This window comes from Glutamicibacter sp. JL.03c (genome assembly GCF_025854375.1).
Lineage (GTDB): Bacteria > Actinomycetota > Actinomycetes > Actinomycetales > Micrococcaceae > Glutamicibacter.
Window position 1 is genome coordinate 1,742,436 of sequence record NZ_CP107575.1, and the last position, 25,835, is coordinate 1,768,270.

The 25,835-nt window shown below is 62.1% G+C and carries 20 protein-coding genes; 7 read left to right on the top strand and 13 right to left on the bottom strand.

Annotated elements, in window-relative coordinates:
* Window positions 1–4: 4 nt before the first annotated feature.
* Together OF385_RS08010 and OF385_RS08015 are read left to right on the top strand one after the other, a co-directional pair.
* Window positions 5–874: a DUF3097 domain-containing protein gene (locus OF385_RS08010; protein ID WP_264277788.1), complete on the top strand. Its 870-nt coding sequence runs from the start codon at window positions 5–7 to the stop codon at window positions 872–874.
* A gap of 92 nt (window positions 875–966) precedes the next feature.
* Window positions 967–1,368, top strand: a complete 402-nt coding sequence (locus OF385_RS08015) for a DUF4870 domain-containing protein (RefSeq protein WP_264277789.1) — start codon at window positions 967–969, stop codon at window positions 1,366–1,368.
* Between the two features lie 15 nt (window positions 1,369–1,383).
* On the opposite strand, the gene hemW is transcribed toward OF385_RS08015, so the two are convergent.
* Window positions 1,384–2,613: a radical SAM family heme chaperone HemW gene (gene hemW / locus OF385_RS08020; RefSeq protein WP_264277790.1), complete on the bottom strand. Its 1,230-nt coding sequence runs from the start codon at window positions 2,611–2,613 to the stop codon at window positions 1,384–1,386.
* A complete protein-coding gene (lepA, locus tag OF385_RS08025; RefSeq protein ID WP_264277791.1) occupies window positions 2,614–4,461 on the bottom strand; it encodes a translation elongation factor 4 in 1,848 nt (615 codons plus the stop codon).
* A 112-nt stretch (window positions 4,462–4,573) separates the two neighbouring features.
* On the opposite strand from lepA, the gene OF385_RS08030 reads away from it, so the two are divergent.
* Both OF385_RS08030 and rpsT read left to right on the top strand, forming a co-directional pair.
* Window positions 4,574–5,134 carry a type II toxin-antitoxin system PemK/MazF family toxin gene (locus OF385_RS08030; RefSeq protein ID WP_264277792.1) on the top strand — a complete coding sequence of 187 codons (561 nt, stop codon included), beginning with the start codon at window positions 4,574–4,576 and terminating at the stop codon, window positions 5,132–5,134.
* Between the two features lie 170 nt (window positions 5,135–5,304).
* Window positions 5,305–5,565: a 30S ribosomal protein S20 gene (rpsT, locus tag OF385_RS08035; protein ID WP_022875164.1), complete on the top strand. Its 261-nt coding sequence runs from the start codon at window positions 5,305–5,307 to the stop codon at window positions 5,563–5,565.
* 159 nt (window positions 5,566–5,724) lie between these two features.
* On the opposite strand, the gene holA is transcribed toward rpsT, so the two are convergent.
* The 5 genes from holA to leuS are packed head-to-tail and all read right to left on the bottom strand — an operon-like array spanning window position 5,725 to window position 13,113.
* Window positions 5,725–6,717, bottom strand: a complete 993-nt coding sequence (holA, locus tag OF385_RS08040; RefSeq protein WP_264277793.1) for a DNA polymerase III subunit delta — start codon at window positions 6,715–6,717, stop codon at window positions 5,725–5,727.
* 34 nt (window positions 6,718–6,751) lie between these two features.
* Window positions 6,752–9,019 (bottom strand): ComEC/Rec2 family competence protein, encoded by a 2,268-nt coding sequence (locus tag OF385_RS08045; RefSeq protein ID WP_264277794.1) that lies wholly within the window; start codon window positions 9,017–9,019, stop codon window positions 6,752–6,754.
* Complete coding sequence (locus OF385_RS08050) at window positions 9,016–9,660, bottom strand: ComEA family DNA-binding protein (protein WP_264277795.1); 645 nt, start codon at window positions 9,658–9,660, stop codon at window positions 9,016–9,018. The genes OF385_RS08045 and OF385_RS08050 overlap by 4 nt, the downstream gene beginning before the upstream one ends.
* Before the next feature lie 15 nt (window positions 9,661–9,675).
* Window positions 9,676–10,614, bottom strand: a complete 939-nt coding sequence (locus OF385_RS08055; protein ID WP_264277796.1) for a DegV family protein — start codon at window positions 10,612–10,614, stop codon at window positions 9,676–9,678.
* A 9-nt stretch (window positions 10,615–10,623) separates the two neighbouring features.
* Window positions 10,624–13,113, bottom strand: a complete 2,490-nt coding sequence (leuS, locus tag OF385_RS08060) for a leucine--tRNA ligase (RefSeq protein WP_264277797.1) — start codon at window positions 13,111–13,113, stop codon at window positions 10,624–10,626.
* Window positions 13,114–13,423: 310 nt separating this feature from the next.
* On the opposite strand from leuS, the gene OF385_RS08065 reads away from it, so the two are divergent.
* The gene (locus tag OF385_RS08065; protein WP_264277798.1) at window positions 13,424–15,217 is read left to right on the top strand and encodes a 13E12 repeat family protein; all 1,794 of its coding nucleotides are present in this window, start codon (window positions 13,424–13,426) and stop codon (window positions 15,215–15,217) included.
* 86 nt (window positions 15,218–15,303) lie between these two features.
* Here the strand turns inward: OF385_RS08065 and glpK are convergent, their stop codons facing one another.
* Genes glpK through OF385_RS08080 form a run of 3 tightly spaced genes read right to left on the bottom strand, consistent with a single transcriptional unit; the run spans window position 15,304 to window position 19,309 of the window.
* Window positions 15,304–16,824 (bottom strand): glycerol kinase GlpK, encoded by a 1,521-nt coding sequence (glpK, locus tag OF385_RS08070; RefSeq protein ID WP_264277799.1) that lies wholly within the window; start codon window positions 16,822–16,824, stop codon window positions 15,304–15,306.
* Between the two features lie 17 nt (window positions 16,825–16,841).
* Window positions 16,842–17,570 carry an MIP/aquaporin family protein gene (locus OF385_RS08075; protein WP_264277800.1) on the bottom strand — a complete coding sequence of 243 codons (729 nt, stop codon included), beginning with the start codon at window positions 17,568–17,570 and terminating at the stop codon, window positions 16,842–16,844.
* A gap of 59 nt (window positions 17,571–17,629) precedes the next feature.
* Window positions 17,630–19,309, bottom strand: a complete 1,680-nt coding sequence (locus OF385_RS08080; RefSeq protein WP_264277801.1) for a glycerol-3-phosphate dehydrogenase/oxidase — start codon at window positions 19,307–19,309, stop codon at window positions 17,630–17,632.
* Between the two features lie 105 nt (window positions 19,310–19,414).
* On the opposite strand from OF385_RS08080, the gene OF385_RS08085 reads away from it, so the two are divergent.
* Both OF385_RS08085 and OF385_RS08090 read left to right on the top strand, forming a co-directional pair.
* Window positions 19,415–20,422: a sugar-binding transcriptional regulator gene (locus tag OF385_RS08085; RefSeq protein WP_264277802.1), complete on the top strand. Its 1,008-nt coding sequence runs from the start codon at window positions 19,415–19,417 to the stop codon at window positions 20,420–20,422.
* A 10-nt stretch (window positions 20,423–20,432) separates the two neighbouring features.
* Entirely contained in the window at window positions 20,433–21,314 is an 882-nt protein-coding gene (locus tag OF385_RS08090; protein ID WP_264277803.1) for an alpha/beta fold hydrolase, read from the top strand.
* Here OF385_RS08090 and OF385_RS08095 read toward each other — a convergent pair.
* The 3 genes from OF385_RS08095 to coaBC form a co-directional block, all read right to left on the bottom strand.
* On the bottom strand, window positions 21,311–23,272 hold the full coding sequence (locus OF385_RS08095; RefSeq protein WP_264277804.1) for a primosomal protein PriA: 1,962 nt from the start codon (window positions 23,270–23,272) through the stop codon (window positions 21,311–21,313). The two genes, OF385_RS08090 and OF385_RS08095, sit on opposite strands and share 4 nt — an antisense overlap.
* Before the next feature lie 10 nt (window positions 23,273–23,282).
* Window positions 23,283–24,488: a methionine adenosyltransferase gene (gene metK / locus OF385_RS08100; RefSeq protein ID WP_264277805.1), complete on the bottom strand. Its 1,206-nt coding sequence runs from the start codon at window positions 24,486–24,488 to the stop codon at window positions 23,283–23,285.
* 77 nt (window positions 24,489–24,565) lie between these two features.
* Complete coding sequence (coaBC, locus tag OF385_RS08105) at window positions 24,566–25,792, bottom strand: bifunctional phosphopantothenoylcysteine decarboxylase/phosphopantothenate--cysteine ligase CoaBC (RefSeq protein WP_264277806.1); 1,227 nt, start codon at window positions 25,790–25,792, stop codon at window positions 24,566–24,568.
* Between the last annotated feature and the right edge of the window lie 43 nt (window positions 25,793–25,835).

Sequence of the window (25,835 nt, forward strand, 5' to 3'; positions counted from 1 at the left end):
GTACGTGACTAATTACTCCTGGGGACCGCAGGATCTCAGTGCTCCAGCAGCGAAAAAACTCCGCCAGGTACCTATCGAGCGTGGCATGGTCTTGGAGGACGCCACCTCAGGCTGGGTTGGTGAGGTCATACGTACTGAAAAGTCCGGTGGCATGCGCATCATCGTGCTTGAGGACCGGCACGGCAAGACCCGTTCATTCCAGGCCGGTTTCGGGTTCTACCTTGAAGGCGAGGCGGTGGAAATGGTTGACCCGGTTGCCAGGGCCGCGCAGCCGAAAACCATGGTCTCCGCTTCTGGATCCCGGGCGGTGTCGGGACTCAAAGCGCGTGAAGCTCGCGCCAGCCGTATCTGGGTGGAGGGCAAGCACGACGCTGAACTGGTGGAAAAGGTCTGGGGCCACGACCTGCGTGTCGAAGGCATCGTGGTCGAGCCCCTGCACGGCGTGGATGACCTCGCCGGAGCTATCCGCGACTTCGCACCCTCCCCGGAGCGCAGGCTCGGAATCCTTGTCGACCACCTTGTGGCCGGTACCAAGGAAGCTCGCATCGTCGCCGAAGCCATGAAAGTTCCGGGGGCCGCGCAGAATGTGCTCATCCTCGGCCACCCGTATATCGACGTCTGGCAGGCCATCAAGCCATCGACCCTCGGGATCAAGGCATGGCCGGTGATCCCGAAGGGCACCGACTGGAAATCCGGGGTGCTAAAGGCCTTTGGCTGGCCGCATGAAACTGCCGAGGACATCGGCATCGGCTGGCGACGGATCCTGTCCACGGTCTCGCACTACGGGCAGTTGGAGCCACAATTGTTGGGAAGGATAGAAGAATTGATCGATTTTCTGACAACCGAAGATTACGGTTTTCTAACAATTGACTAATAGCTGGACTTTAACCCCGTAATCTCACCGCTGGGTGAACCGTCCCGGCTATGATGAAGTTAAAACCAGACACGGCAAGACAAGGAAAAATAGTGACTTCACGCCAGACGCAGTCATCGGAGAATTCGAGCTTCGAGGGATCGCGAACTGCTGCGTTGCCGCTGACTCCCACTGAGGACCGGCAATGGTCAACGATGGCACATTTCGGCGCCATCCTCGGTTGCATTCCATCCGCTATTATTTTTGCTGTCTTCCGCGACCGTGGAGCCTTCACAGCACAAGAGTCCAAGGAAGCGTTCAACTTCACTTTCCCGTTGACCATCCTCGCGATTGCGCTGAATGTGTGCACGATCCTGCCGGGCATCGGATGGCTTTTCTCCGTGCTCGCCGTGGCCCTATGGGTTTACATGACGCTCTCAGGCGCCCTTGCGGCCATCCAGGCCAACAAGGGACGCCCTTACCGCTACAAGTTCAATCTTCGCCTGATGAAGTAGTTTTACTGCCCAGGATCAGAAATCGAGTAATTCTCGCACCACGAGGTCGGCTAAGAGCCGGCCTCGTTGTGTTAACACGATGGTTCCAGCAAACGCCGCCTTGGCATCAATCAGGTCATCGGCAATCAGCCCCGCGACCTTGGTGCGCCCAGTGGCATCGAGCTCACTGATTTGCATCCCGGAACTCAGGCGCGTCAACAACATCGTTCGCTCCAACTGCACAGCCTGGGCATCGGGGTACTCTCGGCCGTGTCCGGGTGAGATCCCTGCATCAATGCGTTGCTGATACGCAGCTGGATGCTTCACATTCCACCAGCGCAGGCCGCCAACATGCGAGTGCGCTCCAGGGCCGGCGCCCCACCAGTCGCCACCCTTCCAATATGCGATATTGTGCTGGCAGGCATTCGCAGGGGTCTTGGCCCAATTGCTCACTTCGTACCACGAGTAACCGGCGGCGGCGAACATGTCATCAGCCAACTGGTACTTCTCGGCGTGATCGTCATCGTCGATATTCGGGACTTCGCCGCGACGAATCTGCGCGGCAAGCTTCGTTCCCTCTTCGATGATTAATGCGTACGCAGAAATATGATCAGGTTCGTAGCTCAGCGCCGCTTCGATACTTGTGCGCCAGTCCTCCAGCGACTCCCCCGGGGTGCCGTAGATCAGATCAACACTGACATCCAGTCCAGCTTCGCGAGCCCAGGCAACAGCCTGCGGAACGCGCTTGGGATCGTGAGTACGTTCCAGCACCTTGAGCACGTGCGGCACGGCAGACTGCATGCCGAAAGACACGCGGGTAAATCCGCCATCGGCCAATTCCTGCAGGCTTTGACGGGTGACCGAATCAGGATTGGCTTCCGTGGTGATTTCAGCGCCCGGCTTTAGGCCGAAGTCCTTGCGGATTTGATCGAGGACGGACACCAAATCGCTGGCCGGAAGCAAGGTAGGCGTCCCGCCGCCGAAGAATACCGTTTCGATCTCACGGTGCGGCTGGCCGGAACGGTCCATTACCTCGCGCGCGAAACTGATTTCCTTGCTTACCGTGGCGGCGTAGGTCGCCTGGCTTGAGCCCGAGCCGAGCTCTGTGGCGGTATAAGTATTAAAATCGCAGTAGCCGCAACGAACGGTGCAAAACGGGATATGCACATAAAAGGACATGGTCCGCCCCTCAGCTTCACGCGCACATGAAGCCGGGAGCAGACCATCGGCTGGGGCCGGATCGCCGTCAGGCAGAACTGAAGGCATCTACTTCTTTTTCGGTTCGTCGGTGGACAGCGCCGCGATGAAGGCTTCCTGCGGGACTTCCACACGGCCAACCATTTTCATGCGCTTCTTGCCTTCCTTCTGCTTTTCCAGCAGCTTGCGCTTGCGGCTGATGTCGCCGCCGTAGCATTTGGCCAAAACGTCCTTGCGGATAGCGCGGATGTTTTCGCGGGCAATAATGCGCGAACCGATCGCAGCCTGGATGGGAACTTCGAATTGCTGGCGAGGGATCAGCTCGCGCAGCTTCGAGGTCATCATGGTGCCGTAGGAGTAGGCCTTGTCGCGGTGGGTAATGGCGCTGAACGCGTCCACCTGATCACCCTGCAGCAAGATGTCGACCTTCACCAGATCGGCGACCTGCTCGCCATCAGCCTTCCAGTCCAGGGACGCGTAGCCGCGGGTCTTGGACTTGAGCTGGTCGAAGAAGTCGAACACGATTTCCGCCAGCGGCAGGTGATAGCGCATTTCGACACGATCTTCCGACAGATAGTCCATGCCGCGCATGGTTCCACGACGCGATTGGCACAGTTCCATCACCGCGCCAATGAATTCGCTCGGGGCCAGGATGGTCGCTGCGACCATCGGCTCGTGCACTTCGAGGATCTTGCCGTCCGGGAACTCCGAAGGATTGGTCACGGTGATCATCTGCTTGTCTTCGCCCATGACTTCGTAGACCACATTCGGCGCGGTGGAGATCAGGTCCAGATTGAACTCCGTCTCCAGCCGCTGGCGAGTGATTTCCAGGTGCAGAAGGCCCAGGAAGCCCACACGGAAGCCGAAGCCCAAAGCCACGGAAGTTTCCGGCTCGTAGGTCAGCGCGGCGTCGTTGAGCTGCAGTTTATCCAGCGCGTCACGCAGGACCGGGTAGTCGGTGCCATCCATCGGGTACAGGCCGGAGAACACCATTGGCTTGGCTTCTTCGTAGCCGCCCAGCGATTCGCTGGCAGGCTTCAGATGGTTGGTCACGGTATCGCCGACCTTGGACTGGCGAACATCCTTTACGCCGGTGATCAGGTAGCCTACCTCGCCGACGCCCAAGCCCTTGGTCGGCTCTGGGTTCGGCGAGGAAACACCGATCTCCAGTAGCTCGTGGGTGGTGCCGGTGGACATCATCTGGATCTTCTCGCGAGGAGACAGGTTGCCATCGACGACGCGAACGTAGGTCACGACGCCACGGTAGGTGTCGTATACCGAGTCGAAGATCATGGCGCGGGCCGGTGCCTTGGCATCGCCCACGGGAGGCGGCAGCTGCTTGATGACCTCATCGAGCAGGGCTTCTACACCTTCGCCGGTTTTGCCGGAGACCTTCAGCACCTCTTCGGGCTCGCACCCGATGAGGTTGGCCAGCTCCGCGGCATACTTTTCAGGCTGCGCATTGGGCAAGTCAATCTTGTTGAGCACCGGAATGATCGTCAGATCGCCTTCGATGGCCAAGTAGAGGTTCGCCAGGGTCTGCGCTTCAATGCCCTGGGCCGCGTCAACCAGAAGAATCGCGCCTTCACATGCCGCCAGCGAACGCGAAACTTCGTAAGTGAAGTCAACGTGTCCCGGAGTGTCGATCATATTCAGCGCGTAAGCGGTTCCGTCTTCGGATTCCCAAGGCATACGCACTGCCTGGGACTTGATGGTAATACCGCGCTCGCGCTCAATATCCATTCGGTCCAGATATTGGGCCTTCATGTCGCGGGCCGAGACAACGCCGGTTAGCTGCAACATGCGGTCGGCCAGGGTCGACTTACCGTGGTCGATATGGGCAATGATGCAGAAGTTGCGGATAAGCGACGGATCGGTCGCGGCAGGCACCTGAGCGGTGCGGGCCAATGGAGACACCTAAACAGACCTCACTAGCTGACTAAAAGACGTAGTTGGATTAGGTTCCATTCTGTCATGATTTCCGAGCCATCACGTATTTCGACCGGAGACAGCTGGTAGTTTGTCGTTCATGGCAGTGAATCCAGAGAAGATATTCAGTCTCGTGATGCGCCTGATCAAGCAGATCAACTCGACGCGCTCACGCACATCAGGTAACAACAGCACGAGGAATTCCGGCCGGCGGAGCCCCCAAGGCGGTTCGCGGCAGCGTGCGGATCACTCCGGATCATCACCTTCCGGTGGCTACCCCGGCGATTATCGCGGACCCATTAACTTCGAATACCAGCCTTCGATGGACGGCAACGCGGATCCTGGTGAAATCGTCTGGGGCTGGGTGCCCTACGAAGAGGACTACTCGCAGGGCAAGGACCGTCCGGTGCTGATCGTGGGGCGCGCAGAGGGCTGGTTTCTCGGCTTGATGCTCACCAGCAAGGATAAGAACAACTCCAACCACCATAATCCGGATTACATGGATATCGGCACTGGCAGTTGGGACCGTGAGCGCCGTCCGAGCGAGGTCAAGCTGGATCGCATCATCCGCCTGAATGACCAGTCGGTACGCCGCGAAGGTGCCATCTTGGATCGGAAGCGCTTTGCGAATGTGGTGAACGCCCTAAACGAACGGGCATAAGAACTCGTTGTCGGGCCCGGCGTCTGATAAAGTTAATCCTTGTGTGTTGCGCAGGTTGGGCAACACGCCCCCTTCGGGTCGCCATAGGTGCCCCACACCGCTCAGTCGATGGCCTGAAGGATGAACCCTCTACCGACCGTATAAAACGATAAACGAGAGAGTTTATTAAAGTGGCTAACATCAAGTCCCAGAAGAAGCGTATCCTGACCAACGAAAAGGCACGTCTGCGTAACGTAGCTGTCCGTTCCGAGGTTAAGACCGTAATCCGCAACGTCAACGAGGCAGTAGCCGCAGGAGACAAGGATAAGGCAACCGAGGCATTGCGCCTGGCTGGCAAGAAGCTCGACAAGGCTGTAAGCAAGGGTGTTCTGCACAAGAACAACGCTGCAAACCGCAAGTCGGCAATTGCCAAGAAGGTTAGCGCCCTCTAAGCCAAGCTTAGACTTCAACAGGCCCCCGGAAACTTCCGAGTTTCCGGGGGCCTGTGTTTTTAACGCCGCAGCTCCCCGACCACGACGATGCCTGGAATCGCTCGAGGAAGACGAAGGAGCTGGAAATGCAGCTAGAGCCCCATCAGGCTCACTATTCAATCAACGGTTCGGGGCCTTGGCAGCAATGAACAAGATGGCATGCTCAAGGGCGTAGCCAGGAGAACGGCTGCCACCTTTGACCATCCGGTCAGTATTCGCGATTTCCTCGATGCACAGGGCAAGGTCACTGCGCTTCCAACCACGAGCTTGCTGTTGCGCTTGCTGCACCTGCCACGGGGCCATGCCCAGCTCCGACGCCAGCGACGCGGCAGGTTCATTAACACCGAGCACCTTAGCCAGCTGGCGAACTTTCATAGCCAAGGTCGCAACGATCGGAATCGGATCAGTTCCGGTGCCCAGTGCATGGCGCAAGGTGCGTAGCGCGGCCTGCGCATTTCCCGAAATGGCAGCATCAGCGACTTTGAAAGCCGTAGCCTCGACACGACCGCCGTAGTACCGATCGACGATCTCTTGGTCGATCGTTCCCGTGGTGTCTTGAATGAGCTGGGAGCAACTGGATCCCAGCTCTGCGAGGGAATTGCCCACAGCAGCGACCAGGGCTTTGACCGCGTCATGGGTAATGCGGCGTTTCGCGGCCTTGAACTCGGCCTGGACGAAATCGATCTTTTCAGCGTCTTTCTTCACCGGCTGGCAATTAACGACCAACGCTCCAGCAGCCTTAATGGCGTCGATGAGCTTCTTGCCGCGAGTTTCGCCGGAGTAGTGCATGATCACCACATTTTCGGGCGCCTGATCCTTGAGGTAGCTCATGGCATCCTTGAGGAAGTACTCATTCATTTGCGCCAGTTCGTGCACCTCGACTAAATTCGCGCTGGAGAACAACGAAGAGCTGGTAGCCAGCAGCAACTCGCCGGGTTCATATTTCGCCGCGTCAAGTCGTGTGACCTCGATGTCCTCGCGCGCAGCAGCTTGCGACCGAAGCAGCTCGAAGGCGCGGGATGCCAGATAATCCTCTGAACCGGTGAGCAAGATCAGCGGTTGCGGCGTGAGTTCTCGCCATGAGATCCCGGGGTTGGCTTGGGCGCGTGCCATCGAGCTCCTTAGTGCTTCGTACGATATATCGATCCTACCGAACCGGTGAACCTAAGGCGCTACTGTGGACACCTTGCTCGGTAAATGTGAGAAGCACCGTACCTGACTGGTCCGTCCGGAAGACGGTGGCACCCACTTCATTCGCGGCTCGCAGGGTTTCCGGATGCGGATGGCCATAGGAGTTTTCCTTTCCTGCTGACACCAGGAGCACTTCCGGAGAGAGTCCATCAATGATCTCAGTGCCGCCGTTTCGCGCACCGTGATGCGAGGCCTTGAGGATCGCGGCTGGAGCTTGTGGGAATCTGCGCAGCAGGGCGCCCATGGCTTCGGACTCCATGTCCCCGGCGGAGAAATAATCCACCTCTCCATAGCGCGTATGAAATGTGAACCGGATTACCAGTGAAGTGTCGTTAGGCTCAGCCCGCGTGGCTGCCAGCGTTTCAGGGCCGATCACCTGATAGCCAACCGGGCCGCTATCCACGCTGGCACCTGCTTCGATGATTTGAGCCCCAGCCCAGCGATCGAGTTCAAATCCAGCAGACACCAGGCGCTGTCCTATGTCGATGCCGGAGTTCTCCACCGCCTTGATTCCCCCGAAGTGGTCCGCGTGGGAGTGGGTGACAAACACGATGGGCAGTGCCGTGATTTCCAGCCGCCGCAAGCATTGGACGACATTGCCGTCCTCGGGACCTGCATCGATAAGCCACCCCTGGTTCTCCCCCACGTGGATGATGACCGCATCGCCCTGGCCTACATCGCACATGGCGATATCCCAGCCATCGTCGATCGGCTCGCGATACAGCAAGGTCGCGGGAACGACCAGGGCGGCGATAAATACCAGAACGGCCCCGAGCATAGCCAGCGATACCTGCCTCACGCGCAGATGCTCTGTCTCCCGACCGGCAATAAGCAGGATGCACAGCATCGCAGCCAGCATGATCGCCAAGACAACGCCAGTGGCACCCGATGGCCATGGTCGTGACGCTCCAGGCAAGGAAGCGGAAAACCTGGCGACTTGGCCTACGAGCTCAGCCGGAAGCCCCGGGATCCACAACAGCAAGTGCGTCAGCGACGGCAGGGGCGTACAGAGCAGCAGGCACACCATCCCCACCGCGGTAATCAGCGGGAGCAGGGGCGCGACCAGCAGGTTGGCAGGCAAGGAGTACACGCTGAAATTGCTGTTCAAAGAAATAATCACTGGCAAGCACGTGAATTGTGCTGCACAACAGATCGAGGTCAACTCGGCTAGCCACGCGGGCAGGAACTGGCCAAAAATTTCGGTCAACGCTGGCGAGAGCATGATGATGCCAAGGGTCGCCAACACGGATAAGGCAAATGCCGGTTCCGCGCCCAACCCGGGATCAACCAGGAGCAAGATCGCCGCGCTCAAAGACAAGATCCCCAAGGAAGCCTGGCCGCGCCCGATCAGCAGGCAGAGCACCGCGATACTGCCCATCAAGCTTGCCCGAAGCACGCTGGGATCTGGGCCGACAAACCAGGTGAACATCCCGACAGCACTGATCATGAGCAGTGCGCTGGGGACTCGGGGTATGGAAAAGAGTCGGAGCAAGCTGAGGATTATGGCTGCAAGCAGCGCGATATTCGAACCGCTGACGGCGGTCAGATGGCTTAGCCCGCTGGTCTTCATCGCATCGGCGAGAGCCTGTTCCTGACCGGACCGATCTCCATAGAGCATGCCCGGCAGCAGAGCCTGGGCATTGCCGGGTAGATGATCCAGCGCCTGCGTGAAGCGCTTTTTGAGATGATCGGCAGGATTCGGTTGCACCTCGGAAAGCACCTTCGGCTCGCTGGCCGCCTGTGCCCACCAGCCAAAGGACCCGGTGTCAGACGGCTCGAGATCCACGATGCTTTCGAAGGAGGCGGCGTCTTCCGGCAGCGCATAGGCGACGCTCAGGTACACCGGGACTTCGCATTGCACCCAGTGGCCCCCATGCCAATACCGCTCGATGTTCGCGCGGCCCTTCAGCACTCCTTCTTGATCCGGCTGAACCGGCTGATCAAAACTGAGCACGGCGCGACGCTGTTGCGCGTGCTCCCCCGGCAATCCGCAATCGCTGCTGGTGGCGCCGATAAACGTGACCGCTACGAGTCCCAGAAGGAAAACGATCGGTCCAGTGAACCAGGGTGTGCAGTGGGCGCCATCGTGGCGTTCACGTAGCAAAAGCCCCATGAGCAAGGCCAGCAAGGCGATGAACGCCCACAGCAACCAGGGCGGCATGGTGAAGTACGCGGCGAGCCACGCCCCGGCCAGCAGCCACAGGCCACGGAAATCCGCGTTCATGGGATCACCAGATCGGCGAGTTTCTCAAGCATGGCCGGCCCGATCCCGGACACGGCGTCAAGTTCTTCCACGGTGCTGAACGGGCCGTTTTCGGTGCGGAAGTCTATGATCCGTTCGGCCAGGGCAGGACCGATGCCGGGAAGCTCCTGCAGTGTTTGCGCATCTGCGGTGTTGATCGAGATTTTCGCGTTATCGCTGGGCACCGGCAGGTTTGGACCCGGGGATCGAGGGCTGCCGCCAGGCAGGATGATCTGCTGTCCGTCAATGAGCTTGGCCGCCAAGTTCACCAGTTCGGGGTGGGCATCCTTGGCCAGGCCGCCGGCGCTTTTGACCGCATCGGTGATCCGGGAGCCTTCGGGCAGCTCGTATACGCCAGGCTTCTGCACCGCGCCGATGACGTGCACGGTCACCCGAGGTCCGGTCGGGCTGGGAGAGCCCTTGGCGCTCTGGCTGCTTGTCGGCACCGGTTCCAGCGGAACTGCTGCCAGCGATTCGTTGGAAGGCGGCGGGGCCAGCAGGATGGAGAGAGCGATCCAGCCCAGCACGATGATGGCCAGAGCCAGCACCGCCACGCGCGAGACCGCAAACCTGAGACGGCCGGGACGTGGCGCATACTTGCTGAAAAAATCATGGCGGCCCATGCCCCACAGTATGGATCAGGAGGCGGAAGCCTTTGGCGAACCGTTGTCCGGCTGTGGATCCAAGGGCGCCACGGCGACGGCAAGCACGCCCATTCCGGTGTGGGCGGCGAGCACGGCGGGCAGCGACTCGATCACCACCGGCTGGTTGCTGAAGGGAGCTAATTCGGTAGCGATCTCGGTGGCGAGCTCGGCCGCGCCAAAATGCATCACGCCCAGGCGGACCGGGCCTTGGGCGCTGCGGGCATCCCGAAGCGCCAGCGCTACGAGCCGAGCCTGTGCCCGGGCGAAAGAGCGCGGCTTTTCCAGGGCGGTGATCGCTCCCTGGTCGATGGTCAGGATCGGCTTCACGTTCAAGAGGCTGCCGAGCACCGAGGACAGCGCGCTGATGCGGCCGCCGCGGCGCAGCTGCTCCAGACTCGGCACGGCGAAATACACCGAATTCGCGCCGGCCATCGAGACGATCTGCTCGAGCATCTGCAGGGGTGCCCCGGCATCCCGGGCATCAAGCACGTCGGCGACGGTGAAGCCCAAGGGCAACGACACGGTCGTCGAATCGAGCACCGTGACCCTGTGCTCGAAATCGGCGGCGGCCAGCCGGGCGGATTCGGTGGTGCCCGAGAGCGCCCCGGACATGTGGATGGAGATGACCTGTTCGCATCCCTGGTCGAATAGCTGCCGGTAGGCGCGCGCGAATTCGCCAGGGGCCGGACGTGAGGTTTTCACCGGCTTGCCCATGGCCAGTCCCATCATCAGGGCCTGGATGTCGGCGCCGTGCACATGGTTGTCCACGATGATCGGGATATCCACCACGGTCAGGCCGGCGCGGTCGCGGAAGGACTGCGGCAGGCAGGAGGCGGAATCGGTGACGACCCCGATGCGGGGACGCGAAAGCCCGCGCGGGGCCAGCCACTTGGGCAGCCAACCCGCACGCGAGCTTTTCTGTCGTTCGTTCATGAGCCGAGCTTACGGGGCAGGAACCACGTTCACCAGTTTCGGCGCACGCACGATCACCTTCAGCGGCGCCTTGCCGTCGAGCATCCTCACCACGGCCTCGTGGGCCAGGGCCTGCTCGCGCAGCTCCTCCTCGGCGATGTCCACGGGCACCTCAAGGCGCGCGCGCACCTTGCCCTTGATCTGCACGACCGCGGTGACCGTGTCATCCACCAGCAGCGACTCGTCCACTTCTGGCCAGGCACTGGTGACCACGCTCGGCGCGTAGCCCAAGGCGTCCCACATGTCCTCCGCGGTGTACGGAGCGAACAGGCTCAGCAGCTGGGCGACGACCGTGGCGGCCTCGCGCACTGCAGGGTCTGCTGCCCCGGCGCCGGAGTCGATGGTCTTGCGGGTGGCGTTGACCAGCTCCATGGTCTTGGCGATCACCACGTTAAACTTGCCCGAATCCAGCAGCTGCGCGGACTCGTGCACGGTGCGGTGGGTGACCTGGCGCAGCGCCTTCTCGCCGGTGGCGTAGTCCACGCCGGCCTCGCTGGCGGTGTCCTGGGCGATGCGCCATGCGCGGGCCAGGAACTTCTGCGAGCCCGATGGGGAGACGTCGGCCCAGTCCACGTCGTCCTCTGGAGGCGACGCGAAGACCATGGTCAGGCGCACGGCGTCAACGCCGAACTTGTCCAGCTGCTCGCCCAGATCCACGCCGTTGCCCAGCGACTTGCTCATGGCCTTGCCGCCATTGAGCACCTGGCCCTGGTTCAGCAGCGCGCTGAATGGCTCGGTGGCGTCGATCAGGCCCAGATCGTGGATGACCTTCGTGAAGAAGCGCGAGTAGAGCAGGTGCAAAATCGCGTGCTCCACGCCGCCCACGTACTGGCCCACGGGCATCCAGTCGCGCACGGCCTTCGGATCAAAGGGCCCCTCGGTATAATCCGGGGACACGAAGCGCAGGAAGTACCAGGAGGAGTCCACGAAGGTGTCCATGGTGTCGGTATCGCGCTTGGCGTCCTTGCCGCACTTCGGGCAAGCCACGTTGACCCACTCTTCGGCGGCGGCCAGCGGGCTGGTGCCCTTGGGTGCCAAGTCCTCGCCGCGCAGGTTCTCCGGCAGGCGCACCGGCAGCTGGTCCTCGGGAACCGGGACCTCGCCGCAGTCGGCACAGTGGATGATCGGGATCGGGGTGCCCCAGAAGCGCTGGCGGGACAGCAGCCAGTCGCGCAGGCGGAAGTTGATGGTGTGCTTGCCGGTGCCGGCGGCTTCCACGATCTCGATCGCCTTGGCGATGGCGTCCTTCTTCTCCAGGCCGGTCAGTTCGCCCGAGTTGATCAGCTGGCCCTCGCCGGCAGTGGCGGTGCCCGTTTCATTTGGGTCTTCCAGGCCGGTTTCGACGACCACGCGCACCGGCAAATCGAAGGCGCGGGCGAAGTCCAGGTCGCGCTGGTCGTGCGCGGGCACGGCCATGATCGCACCGGTGCCGTAGTCGGCCAGCACGTAGTCGGCAGCCCAGATCGGCAGCTTCTCGCCGGAGAGCGGATTGATGCCGTAGCGGCCGGTGAACACGCCGGTCTTCTCGCGTTCGGTGGACTGGCGCTCGATTTCGCTCAGCGCCTTGACCTGCTCCTGGTACTCTTCCAGGGCAGCGCGGTGCTCATCGGTGACCAGCTCGCCGGCCAGGTCGGCGTCGGCGGCAACGACCATGAAGGTGGCACCGTACAGGGTGTCCGGACGGGTGGTGAAGACCGGGATCTTCACGGCAGGCAAGTCATCGGTGGCTTCGATCTCGAACGTCACCTCGGCGCCTTCGGAACGGCCGATCCAGTTCTTCTGCATCAGCAGCACGCGCTCAGGCCAGTGGCCCTTGAGCTGCTCCATGTCGTCAAGCAGGCGATCAGCGTAATCGGTGATCTTGAAGTACCACTGGTTCAGGCTCTTTTTGGTTACGACGGTGCCGCATCGCTCGCAGGCTCCGTTGACGACCTGCTCGTTGGCCAGCACGGTCTGGTCCTTGGGGCACCAGTTCACCGGGTGGTCCTTGCGGTAGGCCAGGCCCTTTTCGTAGAACTTGTTGAACAGCCACTGGGTCCAGCGGTAGTACTCGGGATCCGAGGTGTGCAGGCGGCGATCCCAGTCGGCCGAGATGGCGTAGCGCTTGAAGCTCGCTGCCTGGGTGTCGATGTTCTTGTAGGTCCACTCGGCAGGGTGGCTATTGCGCTTGATCGCGGCATTTTCCGCCGGCAGGCCGAAGGAATCCCAGCCGATCGGGTGCATCACGTCGTAGCCGCGCAGGCGCCAGTAGCGGGCGATAACGTCGCCCATGGCGAAGGCTTCGGCGTGACCCATGTGCAGGTCTCCCGAAGGGTAAGGGAACATGTCTAGTACATAGCGACGTTCGCGGCTGCCATCATCGGCGGGCTTGAATACTTCTAGCTCGTCCCATACCGGCAGCCACTTGGACTCGATGTCCCTGAAGTCGTAGGTCCTAGGTTCGTTCGTCGATGATGTCACGCTGCTCTTCTCACACGCTTTGCGGAAAAATTTCCGATAGGAAAACTTGTTTTTGGTTCCAGACACAACAAAAGCCCCCAAATTTCCACTCGGGGGTACGGCCAATGGCCGTGCTTAAACTAGGTTGTGCTTTGAATGCATATCGCGATTCTATCGCACATCGCCTAGTGGCGCGCATTGGTGAAGCGCTAGATGCGACACAGCCGCGCAAGCCACCCGTTCATCCGCAAGCCCCAAGCCTTCCAGCGAGTTCTCCACAATCGGATGAAGTGTCCGATCCCGGCTTGCGCTGCCGGGGAATCCTAGGTGCATGAACTTCACCGCCCATCTGGCTGCATTGCTCGAGCTGTGCCGGGGACCTTGGAAACCCGGTCCCCAGCTCAGCCAGGCCATGCTCATCCAGCTGGGCATGGTGTGCCTGAAGATCCTCACTGGGATCGGGCAGCTGGTGCATGAGAGCAAGGATCCGCGCCTGGCCCTGATCCAGCTGGAGCTCATCGAACGCGTCGAGCAGCAGTTGCACTACCAGAAGGCCGCGGTGGCCCTCGATGTCGAATTGACCGCGGCCCACGCCCTGAGCCTGCCTACCTTGGATGCGCTGCACCGGGTGGCAGAACAACCAGCCAGTGAAGTGGACGCCTTCTTCGCCAAGCCGCCGGAACTAGCCGCCGGCCGGACCTGCTACGGCAACGCGGCAGAGGTGATCGCAGCATGGCTGGGCATCAGCTACTTCGACGCGAAACGCCGCATCGACGATGCCCATTTGCTGATCGGCCGGCGTGTTCCCAGCGGCGAGCAGTGCGAACCGCGTTTTCAGCACCTTGCCGCGCTCTTTGCCGGTGGTGGCGTTGATCGACGCGCAATTGCCCGGGTTTCACGTCAACTGGAGAAATTGGAACCCGAGGATACGACTTTTGACGGGGTGGGCACCGAGCTGCAGGCCCGTGGAAGCGATGGCCTGCCGCTGGAGGAGAGCGCTGCGCGGATCCTGGTCGACCACGGACCCAACGCAGCCCGAAAACAGATCGATGCCCAGATCAACCAGTACAAACAGGCGCACGGGATGATTCTCCCGCCGAAGCTCGGCTTCTTCGTGGGCAAGGTGATCGGCGGCGTGCACTGCTTCCACCTGCGCACCGATGCCACCCAAGCCGAGGTGTTCCATTCCATGGCTGCGCAGTCGAGCAATCTCCGCACCAAGGCCGGCAGGGCAGCCCGCAAGAAGGCCCGCCTCGATGAAGATCAGGCCAATGAACCAGCCACCGAGCACGATGGCGGCACAGGCACAGGCACAGGCCAAGAGCAAGATCGATCCTCCGCCGCAACGCCGGACTGGCTGATCAGCGAGCAGCCGATGCCGGAATGGGCACGCGGCGAGAGCGGGCAAGAGCGTGATGCCCCCGATCACGGGTTCGCGGGTGATAGCGCGGCCGGACCACCAGAAGACCGGCCAACAGGGAACGCGGCTAGGCAGGCCGATTCTCCCAGCGCCGCCGAGCGCCGGCTTAACGCCCTGATGGCCATGCTCGTCGCGTCCAGGACCTCCGGCAAATCCAAGAGCATCGTTCCCAAGGTTCTGGTGTACATGTGGCTCAGCGACTTGCAGAACTTGGCTGAGGCACACGGCGTCAGCGCCCACGGGGTGGACATTCCACCAGGCGAACTCAGACGGCTTCTCGCGCATGCGGGAGTCATCCCGCTGGTGCTGGGTTCCAATAGCCAGCCCCTGGACATGGGCCGATCCCGGCGATTCCACAAAGGGGCGATCAGAACGGCCATCATGGCCCGGGATCGTGGCTGCATCGTGCCCGATTGCACGACGCCTCCTGAGAAAACTGAGACCGACCATTACGAGGTTCCCTGGTCTGAAGGCGGGGAAACCAGCGTCTGGTCGGGCGCCGGGGTGTGCACCACGGGGCATCATCAACGGCATGCGGAGCAGATCAAGATCGTGGATGTCGATGGGCTCCCCCACGTGATCTTGCCCGAGCATCTTGATCCGGAACAAAAGCCGCGGCGCAATACCTATTGGGGCGCCCTGCAGCTCGGCGACGCCCCCGAGCCGGCCCTGCCTGATCCGTCTTGCGAGCCCGAGCAGGGCTGAAGAATCATCGTCCCAACGCAACGACGCCCGAACCATCTGGGGTTCGGGCGTCGTTGCGCACTCGATTGCTAATGAATACGTCCGGGCTAGGCCTTGGTATCCTCGTCAACCCAATCGAAGGTGCGAGTCACAGCCTTCTTCCACAGGCGAAGATTGCGCTCACGCGCTTCCTCGTCCATGGTTGGCTCCCAGCGCTTGTCCTCGGACCAGTTGGCTTCCAGCTCGCCCAGATCCTTCCAGAAGCCCACTGCCAAGCCGGCGGCATAAGCGGCACCCAGTGCGGTGGTTTCGGTGACCTTCGGGCGAACGACCGGCACGCCCAGGATGTCGGCCTGGAACTGCATGAGCGCCTCGTTGGCGACCATGCCGCCGTCCACCTTCAGCTCCGTCAACGGAACTTCGGCGTCGGCATTGACCGCGTCGAGCACTTCGCGGGTCTGGAATGCGGTGGACTCCAACGCGGCTCGGGCAATGTGGTTCTTATTGGCGAAGCGGGTCAAGCCGACAATGGCACCCCGGGCATCCGAACGCCAGTACGGAGCGAACAAGCCGGAGAATGCCGGCACCACGTACACGCCGCCATTGTCTTCCACCTTCGCTGCCAGCTCCTCGATTTCCGGTGCGGAGGAGATCATGCCGATGTTGTCGCGCAGCCACTGCACGAGCGAGCCCGCGACCGCGATCGAGCCTTCCAATGCGTACACCGGCTTGGCATCGCCGAGCTTGTAGGCCATGGTGGTCAGCAGCCCGTTGGTCGAGTTCACGATCTCGGTACCGGTATTGAAGATCAAGAAGCAGCCGGTGCCATAGGTATTCTTCGCGGTGCCAGCGGTGAAGGCTGCCTGCCCGAAGGTGGCAGCTTGCTGGTCGCCGAGGATGCCAGCGACGGGCACTTCTCGAAGCAGCTGTTTGGTATGCACGGTACCGTACACCTCGGAGGAGGAACGGATCTCGGGCATCATCGACAGCGGAACACCGAAATCAGCGAGGATCTTCTCATCCCACTGCAGGGTCTTCAAGTCCATGAACAAGGTGCGTGAAGCATTGGTCACGTCGGTGACGTGCACGCCGCCGTCGGTGCCGCCGGTCAGGTTCCACAGAACCCAGCTGTCGGTCGTGCCGAAGAGCAAATCGCCGGCTTCTGCGCGCTCGCGTGCACCGTCGACGTTGTCCAGGATCCACTTGATCTTGGTGCCGGCGAAGTAGGTGGCCAATGGCAGGCCTACGGTTTCCTTGTAGCGGTCCACCCCGCCATCGGCCGCCAGCTCGTCGACGATGTCCTGGGTGCGGGTGTCCTGCCAGACGATGGCGTTGTAGACGGCCTCGCCGGTGGTCTTATCCCACACGACGGTGGTTTCGCGCTGGTTGGTAATGCCGACGACTTCGATGTCGTGACGGGTCAGATTGGCCTTGGACAACGCCTGGCCGATCACCTCGCGCACGTTGTTCCAGATCTCGGCCGGGTCATGCTCCACCCAACCGGCGGCCGGGAAGATCTGCTCGTGTTCGAGTTGGCCGACTGAGTGCACGTCGCCCGCGTGGTTGAACACGATGGCGCGCGAGCTGGTCGTGCCCTGGTCAATAGCGATCACAAATTTTTCACTCATGATTTACTGCTCTCTTTCTAGAACATTAGCGCGGCGGCAAGTCCGCCGAGGATACCGCCGATTGCTGGTCCGGCCAATGGAACCCACGAGTAGGCCCAGTCCGAGGAGCCCTTGCCCTGGATCGGCAGCACTGCGTGGGCCACACGTGGGCCCAGGTCGCGGAATGGGTTGATGGCGTACCCGGTAGCACCGCCGAGGGACAGGCCGATTGCGACAACGAGCAGGGCTACGGCCAGTGGGCCAAGCTGGTGCGGAGTGTGCCCCAGCCCGGCGATCACGAAGACCAGGACGAAGGTGCCGAAGATCTCGGTGACCAGGTTCCAGCCGTAGGAGCGGATTGCTGGTCCGGTGGCGAAAACCCCCAGCTGGTTGCCTGCGTTCTGCGGATCATCCAGGTGCTTCTTGTAGGCCAGCCAGGTGCCGGTTGCGCCCAGGAATGCGCCGATGAACTGGGCCAGGAAGTACAGCAGGGTGTTGCCCAAGGTGATGGCAACGCCCGGAGCGTATTCGGTTACGTCAGGGTTGACCAGCAGGCCCAAGGTAACCGCCGGGTTCAGGTGGGCGCCGGAGATGCCGGCGATCCACACGCCGCTGTATACGCCAAGGCCCCAGCCGAAGCTGATGGCGAGCCAGCCTGCGCCGGTTCCCAAGGTGCCCTTCAGGGCGACGTTGGCGCAGACGCCGGTACCCATCAGCAATAGTACGAATGTGCCGAGAAGCTCGGCGAAAAACACGTGAGTGGACATCGTTGACCTCTTAGTGATTTCGACTGCCGGCGGCTACCTGCCGCCGGCCACGTGGCAGATCAGCCCAGGATCACTCCATGGCTGTCTGCGAGAACCGAGAGCGAATGGTCGATTTCGGTTTGTAGTTGAGACTGGTCCCAACCCATTGGGTCAGCCAGGCAGTTTGCTACCTCGATGACCAAATTCTTTGTCACCAAGCCACGGAAGGCAAGGTTGGTGCGGCGGATGAATACGTCGATCAGGCGGCCGACCTGCTCGTTGCGGGCCAAGTACGCGATCTCCTGGCAGGAGAGCTCGTCGGTGTGCTCCAGCATCTGCTCCTTCTCACCGAGCTGGGCCAGCACGACGTCGGCGCGGGTGCCGTAGCGCTCGAGCAATACGCGCAATCGGTCACGCGAAGCCTTGGATTCGCGGGCCGCATACCAGGCTGCCAGCGCTCCGTCGTTGGTGGGGAAATTCTTGCCGCCACCGATAGCTACGCCGGCGGTTGACTGGACCTGGCGCTCGCCCAGGAACTCCAGGGCCTTGGCTCCCAGATTTTCGCTGAGCGCGCGGAACGTCGTCCACTTTCCGCCGATGAGCGAAAGCATCGTGGTCTTGTCGGTCAGGCGGGTTTCCTTCACCTGGTAGTCGCGGGAGACGAAGCCTGGCGCCGTGTCGTCGTGGTTGGGCAGCGGGCGCACACCGGAGAACTTGTAGACGATCCGGTCCTCGGTGGCTTTGATGCCGGGGAAGACATGGTGGATCAGATCGAAGAAGTACTGCACTTCCTCGTCGGTGCATACCGCTGGCTCGTTCATATCGTGCTCGAGGTCGGTGGTGCCAACCAGAACCCGTCCGAGCATCGGGTAGATCAGGACGATGCGGCCATCTTCGTGCTCGAAGAAAATCTCGCGTCCGCCGGTGGCTTCGAGCAGCTCTGGGTGATCGAGCACGATGTGCGATCCCTTGGTCCCGCCGGTCCACTTGGTTTCGCGGCCCAGTTGCTTGTTGGTCAAGTCGACCCAGGCACCGGTCGCGTTGATGATCACTTCGGCGTCGAAGTCGAACTCGTCGCCGGTGAGCACATCGCGCAGCTTCGCAGTGCCTCCGTCGACTCCGGTGAGTTCCACGTAGTTGCTGGCACGAGCCTCCTCATTGGCGTCCAGGCCTTCGCGCAGCACGTCCAGGGTGAGGCGTTCCGGGTTGTGCACGGAGGCGTCGAAGTAGGTGGCGGTGTACTTCACGTCATCGCGCAGCTGCGGCAGATCGGCGCGGGCTGCCTTACCGGACTTGAAGCTGTGCCAAGGGGTGTTGCGTCCACCGATGCCAGCGAACACGTCGTACATGATCAAGCCGGCTTTGATCAGCGCCGCGCCACGTTCGGTGGGCTTGCCCGACTTGTGGGTCAAGAAACGCATGGGTGCGCTGAGGATCCCGGAGAATGTGGAGAAGATCGGGATGGTGGTCTGCAGCGGCTTCACGTAGTGCGGAGCGATCTCCAGCAGGGAGTTGCGTTCCTGAACCGATTCGTGGACGAGGCGGAACTCCCCGTTTTCGAGATAGCGGATGCCGCCGTGGATCATGTGCGAGCTGGCGCCGGAAGCGCCCTGGCTGTAGTCGCCGCGTTCGATCAGCGCAACATCGATGCCCTGCATGGCCAGGTAGCGGAAGGTCGCTACGCCGTTGATGCCACCGCCAACTACCAGTACCCGCGCCTGCGGGCGTTCACGCAGTTTGGATAGCTGTTCCCGAATCACGATTTGTGCCCCTTTGTAACAAATGAATAAGTCTGAGGCTAGTCTTGTTACTGAACGGCAATTCGGTCAAACAAAATGCACAAACGTGCAGAAATGGTCAGATTGATGAAGAAAACTCCGTCCGGGGGAACATATAAGCGCGGCGTGGCTGGCACATCCGTGCACACGACGCCCAAGGCCAAGGACGCACTGCGGGCAGCCCAGCTCTATTACCTGCAGGACATGAAAATGGAAGTGATCGCCAAGGAACTGGGTACATCGCGTTCCACGGTCTCCCGGCTGCTCACCCATGCCAAGCGCACCGGCATGGTTTCGATCAGCATCACCCCCAGTGCCAACATGTCCGCCCTGCTGGGCAACCAGCTTTCCGAGCACTACGGGGTGAGCTTCAATGTGGTGCCCACCGACGGGTCCATGGATGATTCCGAACTGCTCGCCCGCGTCTCGGCGCATGCGGCCTACCTGCTGGGCGATATCGTCTCCTCCTCGATGACGGTGGGCGTGGCGTGGGGATCGACGATGCAGGCGGTGTCCTCGGCGCTCACCTCCCATCCGACGCACGACACCAAGATCGTGCAGCTCAACGGTGCGGCCAACCCTGTCACCAGCGGGGTGAGCTACGCCAGCGATATCCTGACCCGTTTCGGCCAGGCCTTCACTGCCCGCACCGAGCAGTTCCCGGTGCCGGCCTTCTTCGATCGCGCCTCCACCCGGGAAGCGATGTGGCAGGAAACGTCGATCAAGCGCGTGCTGACCGTGCAGCAGGAGATGAACCTGGCCGTGTTCTCCTTGGGCTCGGCGGGGTCGGCAGTCATCTCCCAGGTCTACCGTGGCGGCTACCTGACCAAAGGCGAAACCCAGGAGCTTCGGGAGATGGGAGTGGTGGGTGATGTGGCGACCGTCTTTTTCGACAAGGACGGCAACAGCTCCAATATTCCGCTCAATGCCCGGTCCACCGGCCCCACACTTGATTCCCTGCGCCGGGTGCCCACGCGCTTCTGCGTGGTCGCCGGCCGTGGCAAGCTCGACGCGGTGCGCGGGGCGCTGAAGGGCGGGCTGATCACCGACCTGGTCATCGACGAGGGCACCGCACTGGCCCTGCTCGACGGGTAGGATTTGATCCATGCGCCCACGAGAACAGCTCATCACCACGCACCAGCTCTACGGCGCCACCGTGCGCGTCTTCACCACGGTGGCAGAAGAACCTTCGCGTGGCGTGATCTTCGCGGTCCATGGCTTCCGCGGGGATCACCACGGGTTGGCCCGGATCGTCGAGCACCTTCAGCACTACACGGTCATTGTCCCCGACTTGCCCGGCTTCGGCGCATCCACCTCGATGAGCGAACTCGAACATGGCGTCGAGGGCTACGCGCAATTCCTTCAGGCGCTGGGCAACGAGCTGCGTCTGGATGCCAAGGTCCACCTGCTGGGCCATTCCTTCGGATCGATCGTCGCCGCGAAATTGGCAACCATGCGCCCCTTCGCATCATTGCTGCTGCTGAACCCGATCTCCGAATTGGCGCTGGACTCGTCCCAGGCGCTGCTGGCCAAAATCACCAGCGGCTACTACGAGGTCTGCGCGAAGCTGCCGGCGGCTATCGCCGAACCACTGCTGCGCTCACGATTGTTCAGCGATGCGATGAGCATGGTGATGACCAAGAGCAAGGACCGGCAAATGCGCGCCTATGTCCGCGAGCAGCACCGCCGGTACTTTGGCGGATTCCATTCCACCAGCACCCTGGCCGAGTCATACCACGCGTCGATCAGCTCCACGGTCGGCCACTACTCCCCCGCAATCAGCCTGCCGACACTGATGATCGGCGGGATGCAGGACGAGTTGGGCACCGAGCAAACCCAGGAGGAACTGCGCAGCAGCTTCGGCCAGGCGCGCCTGGTCATGCTTGAACGAGTCGGGCACCTGATCCACTACGAAAAGGCTCCGGAAACCGCCGGCGAAATCGACACGTTCCTGCGTTCGCTGGGCAACCAGCGGCAAGCGGCCTAAAGCACGTTGTCCGGATCAACCGCGATGTTCACCAGCGGGTCCTTGGAGGCCGACATCGTCGATCGAAGGTGGCGCAGCGCGCTGGTGACCTCCGGGCCATCGGCGTAGGAGAAGAACAGCACGTATTTGTGCTCGATCGGCGGGCCGTCGATGACCGTGGGCCCATGGATCTGCACCCTCGCCCGCGTGGGGACATCAAGGGCCGCAATCAGGCGTTGCGCCCCTTGTCCGGTGATGACGGCACTGCGCACCGCTGGCGGCAGGCCCACCTCGCGGCGTTCGGCAAGCTCGCGTTCGGCAAAGCTCGCAGGGTCGTAGCGCACCAGGCTCGCTCCGGCAGGGCTCGGGTTGCCGGTGAGCACGACTACCCCGTCGCTTCGGGCCAGGCAGGCGGCGCCGAACCACCGCGAGAGCACTTCCTCGGCATTGCGCAGGGAGTCATGAGCGAGCATCCTGTCCGCGTCGAGCAGCAGCACCGCAGAATATCCGGCTTCTGCTATCGGTTCGACTCCCGGTGTTGCCACGACCAAGGCCGGTTTAGCGCTGATCTTGCCGACCGGTTTTGCTCCCGTGGAGGAAATAACACTCACCTTCGGGAAGGCCAGGCCCAGCTCTTCGGCCGTGCGTTCGGCCCCGATGCTGGCTGCCCGGATACGCGGCGAACCGCAATTCTGGCAGCGATAGTCGTGAAACTGTTCACCGCACCATCGGCACGCCAGATGGGATTGCTTGCCAGCGATATGTAGCGGCCCCTGGCACTGGGTGCAGCGCGCCAGCGTGCGGCAGTCCTGGCAGGCCACCGCCGGGACGAATCCGGTGCGGGCGACCTGAACCAGCACCGGTCCGCGCTCCAGCGCCTTGCTCGCCTCCCGCCACGCCACCGAGGGGATGCGGGCCCGGGCCAGCAGCGGATCGCGCTCCAGCTCGAAATCGTTGGTGGTGGCGACAACTCGCGGCGTGTGCTCACGCAACAAGTCGCGTGGCAACTTCAGTTCAGTCGCCCAGCCGGTGGCGACCAGCCGTTGCGCCTCGACGGATCGGGCGGGCGAGGCGATGAGCAGCGAGACCTCCGCCTGCGCGCTGCGCAGCAACGCGACTTCCCTGCTGTGCTGATAGGGCGCGCGCAGTTCGCGGTGTGACTGGTCGCCGTCCTGCCAGATGATCATCAATTCAAGATCTGGCACGTGGCACAGGGCTGCCGAGCGGGTGCCGATGACGATCTGCACGTGGCCGCCGATGGCACGCAGGAAATTGCGATAGCGCGGGGTGGGCCCGTCGTCGGCTTGCAACCGGGCGTAGGCTTCGGCCCCGTACTCGGCATCCAGGTAATCGCCGAGGATTTTCAGATCCCGTGCGTCGGGAACGATGATCAGTACGCGGCGGCCACGTTCGAGCACCGGCCGCGCGGCATCCATCAGGAATCCTGGCCAGAAGCCCTGCATATTCGGCACCCAGGTGGCCACAGCGCGCAGCGTCGCCCCGGTACCCCAGGCTTCGAGGGCTTCGGGACCGTGCTCATAGCGCTCGATCTGGTTGGGCCCTTGCGGCAAGGTCGGTGCAGTGGTGGCCAGTTCCTCTTTTTCGACCTTCGCGGCCCGGGCCGGAACGGCCAAGCGCACCACATCCCAGAGGGTTCCGGCGTAGCGCGTGGCTACCTCAGACGCGGCCTCAATGACTTCTGGATAGAGGGCGACCTGATCGCTGACGATCTTCGCCAGGGGGCGCAGTTTCATCGGCGAGGGATGGTCGTCGAGGATCTCGATGATGAAGCCGGCAAGTTGCTGCGGGCCAAAGGGAACTTTCACGCGGATCCCGGGATGCGCGTGCTCGGCCATCGAAGCCGGAACCTCATAGTCAAAGAGGCGATCCAGGTGCGGGACGGAAGAATCAATCAGCACCCGGGCAACCCGCTTGATGCGGGTCGGCTCGGGTGCTGCGATGAGGGCATCTTGCTGCACTCTGTGGTTCCTAGGCGTTGAACCAGTTGCGCAATGCGTCGACTCGGTCCAGCTTCTCCCAGGTGAAGTCGTTGTCCTCGCGGCCGAAGTGGCCGTGGGCAGCGGTCTTGCGGTAGATCGGCCGCTTCAGGTCAAGATCTTCGATGATGCCCAGCGGGCGCAGGTCGAAGACCTCGTTGATGGCTCTGGTGATCTTGGCAGGGTCCACGGTTTCCGTGCCGAAAGTCTCGACGTACAGGCCCACTGGACGGGCCACGCCGATCGCGTAGGCGACCTGGACTTCCGCACGACGTGCCAAGCCTGCAGCGACGACGTTCTTCGCTACCCAGCGCATGGCGTAGGCCGCCGAGCGGTCGACCTTCGATGGGTCCTTGCCGGAGAAGGCGCCGCCACCGTGGCGGGCGAATCCGCCATAGGTGTCCACGATGATCTTGCGGCCGGTCAATCCTGCGTCGCCCACCGGGCCGCCGATGATGAATGGCCCCGATGGGTTCAAGATGATCTTGGTGTCGGACACGTCCAGGCCGGAGCGCTCCAGGATCGGGGTGACGACCTCTTCGTGCAGGTCGGCCTTCAGCGTGGCCAGCTCGTATTCCGAAGCGTGCTGGCTGGAAACCACGACGGTATCCACGGAAACCGGCTTGTCGCCGTCGTAGCCGATGGTTACCTGGGTCTTGCCGTCCGGGCGCAGCAAAGGCATGCGTCCGTTCTTGCGCACCTGGGTCAGGCGCTCGGAGAGCCGGTGCGCGAGGAAGATCGGGGTCGGCATCAGCGAGTCGGTCTCATCCGAGGCGTAGCCGAACATCAGGCCCTGGTCGCCAGCGCCCTGCAGGTCGCGAGGATCCTTCGCAGTGCCTTCGCGAGATTCCAGCGAGTTGAAGACGCCGTCATGGATCTCCTGGGACTGCTGGCCGATCGACACGGACACGCCGCAGCGTGCGCCGTCAAAGCCGTTGGCCGAGGAGTCGTAGCCGATGTCCAGGATGGTCTTGCGGACGATCTCAGGGATCTCCACGTAGCCGTTGGTGGTCACCTCTCCGGCCACGTGGACCAGGCCGGTGGTGGTGAGGGTCTCGACGGCGACCTTGGAATCCGGATCCTGCGCCAGCATGGCGTCGAGGATCGCGTCCGAAATCTGATCGCAAATCTTGTCCGGGTGTCCCTCGGTTACGGATTCCGAGGTGAAGAGACGAAGTTCAGGGGTTGTTGAAGTCACCTTTTTACTCTATCTGGTCTGGTGGACCGTTAGGCAGTTGTTGCGACGATACGTGACTAAGCACCATATGGCGCAGCTCACGAGAAGTCGCCTGCATGTCCTTTTGTTGCGTAGCTAATCTGTTCGATGACGACGCGGGCCACCTCTAATTTGCTTCCGGCGGCCTGCACCGATTCGCGGCCGTCGGCAAACAGCACCTGAATGGCGTTGGTTTCCTCGCCGAAGGTCCGGGCCGCGCCAACCTCGTTGACCACCAGCATCTCGCAGCCTTTGCGCTCGAGCTTGGCTCGACCATAGTCCAGCACGCTGCCCTGCTCGTCACCGGTTTCCGCGGCGAAACCGACGATGAACCGCGGCAGTCCTTCCGTGCCGCCTCGGGCCTGGACGATCTCGGCCAAGATGTCGGGATTGCGCACCAGCTCGATGACCGGAGCCGAATGCTCATCGCGCTTCTTGATTTTCGAGTTCTCGATCCTCGCCGGCCGGAAGTCGGCGACCGCTGCGTTCATGATCAGCACATCCTTGCCGGTCGCGTGTTCGAACACTGCCTCGCGCAACTCCAGGGCGCTCGACGCGTGCACCAGGTGCACGCCATGCGGCGTGGGAACCTCTAGATGCGTGGCAATCAGCGTGACCTCTGCCCCGGCCGCGCGTGCGGCTTCGGCCAGGGCAACGCCTTGGCGCCCCGAGGAGCGGTTGCCAAGGAATCGCACCGGGTCGAGCGGCTCGCGCGTACCGCCAGCGGTAATGAGCACCGAGGTGCCGGCGAGGATGGTGTCGGCCAGAAGGTCCTGGATGGATGCGTAGATCTCTTCCGGTTCAGGCAGGCGGCCTGGGCCGGAATCCTTTCCGGTGAGCCGTCCCGAAGCAGGCTCGATCACGCGCACGCCGCGTTCGCGCAATGTGGAAACGTTGTTTTCGGTGGCAGGATGCTGCCACATTTCGGTGTGCATCGCCGGCGCCATCACGACCGGTGCCCGGGTGGCCAGAAGGGTTCCGGTCAGCAGATCGTCGGCGATCCCTGCTGCTGCCTTGGCCATGAGGTCTGCCGTTGCCGGGACGATCAGGACCAGGTCTGCCATCTGCCCGAGCCGTACGTGGTTGACGTTCTCCACGGCATCGAAAACGCTCGAGGTCACCGGATTGCCCGAAAGTGCCTCCCAGGTTGCGTTTCCCACGAAATTTTCCACGTTGCTGGTCGGAATCACGTCGACGTGGTGCCCGGCTTCACGCAGCAAGCGCAGCAGGAGAACGGACTTGTAGGCGGCGATTCCTGCTGAGACGCCTAGGACGATTCGCTTCACGAAGTACTTCCTCGAAGTTATCTGTGCGGTGGGAACTGACAAT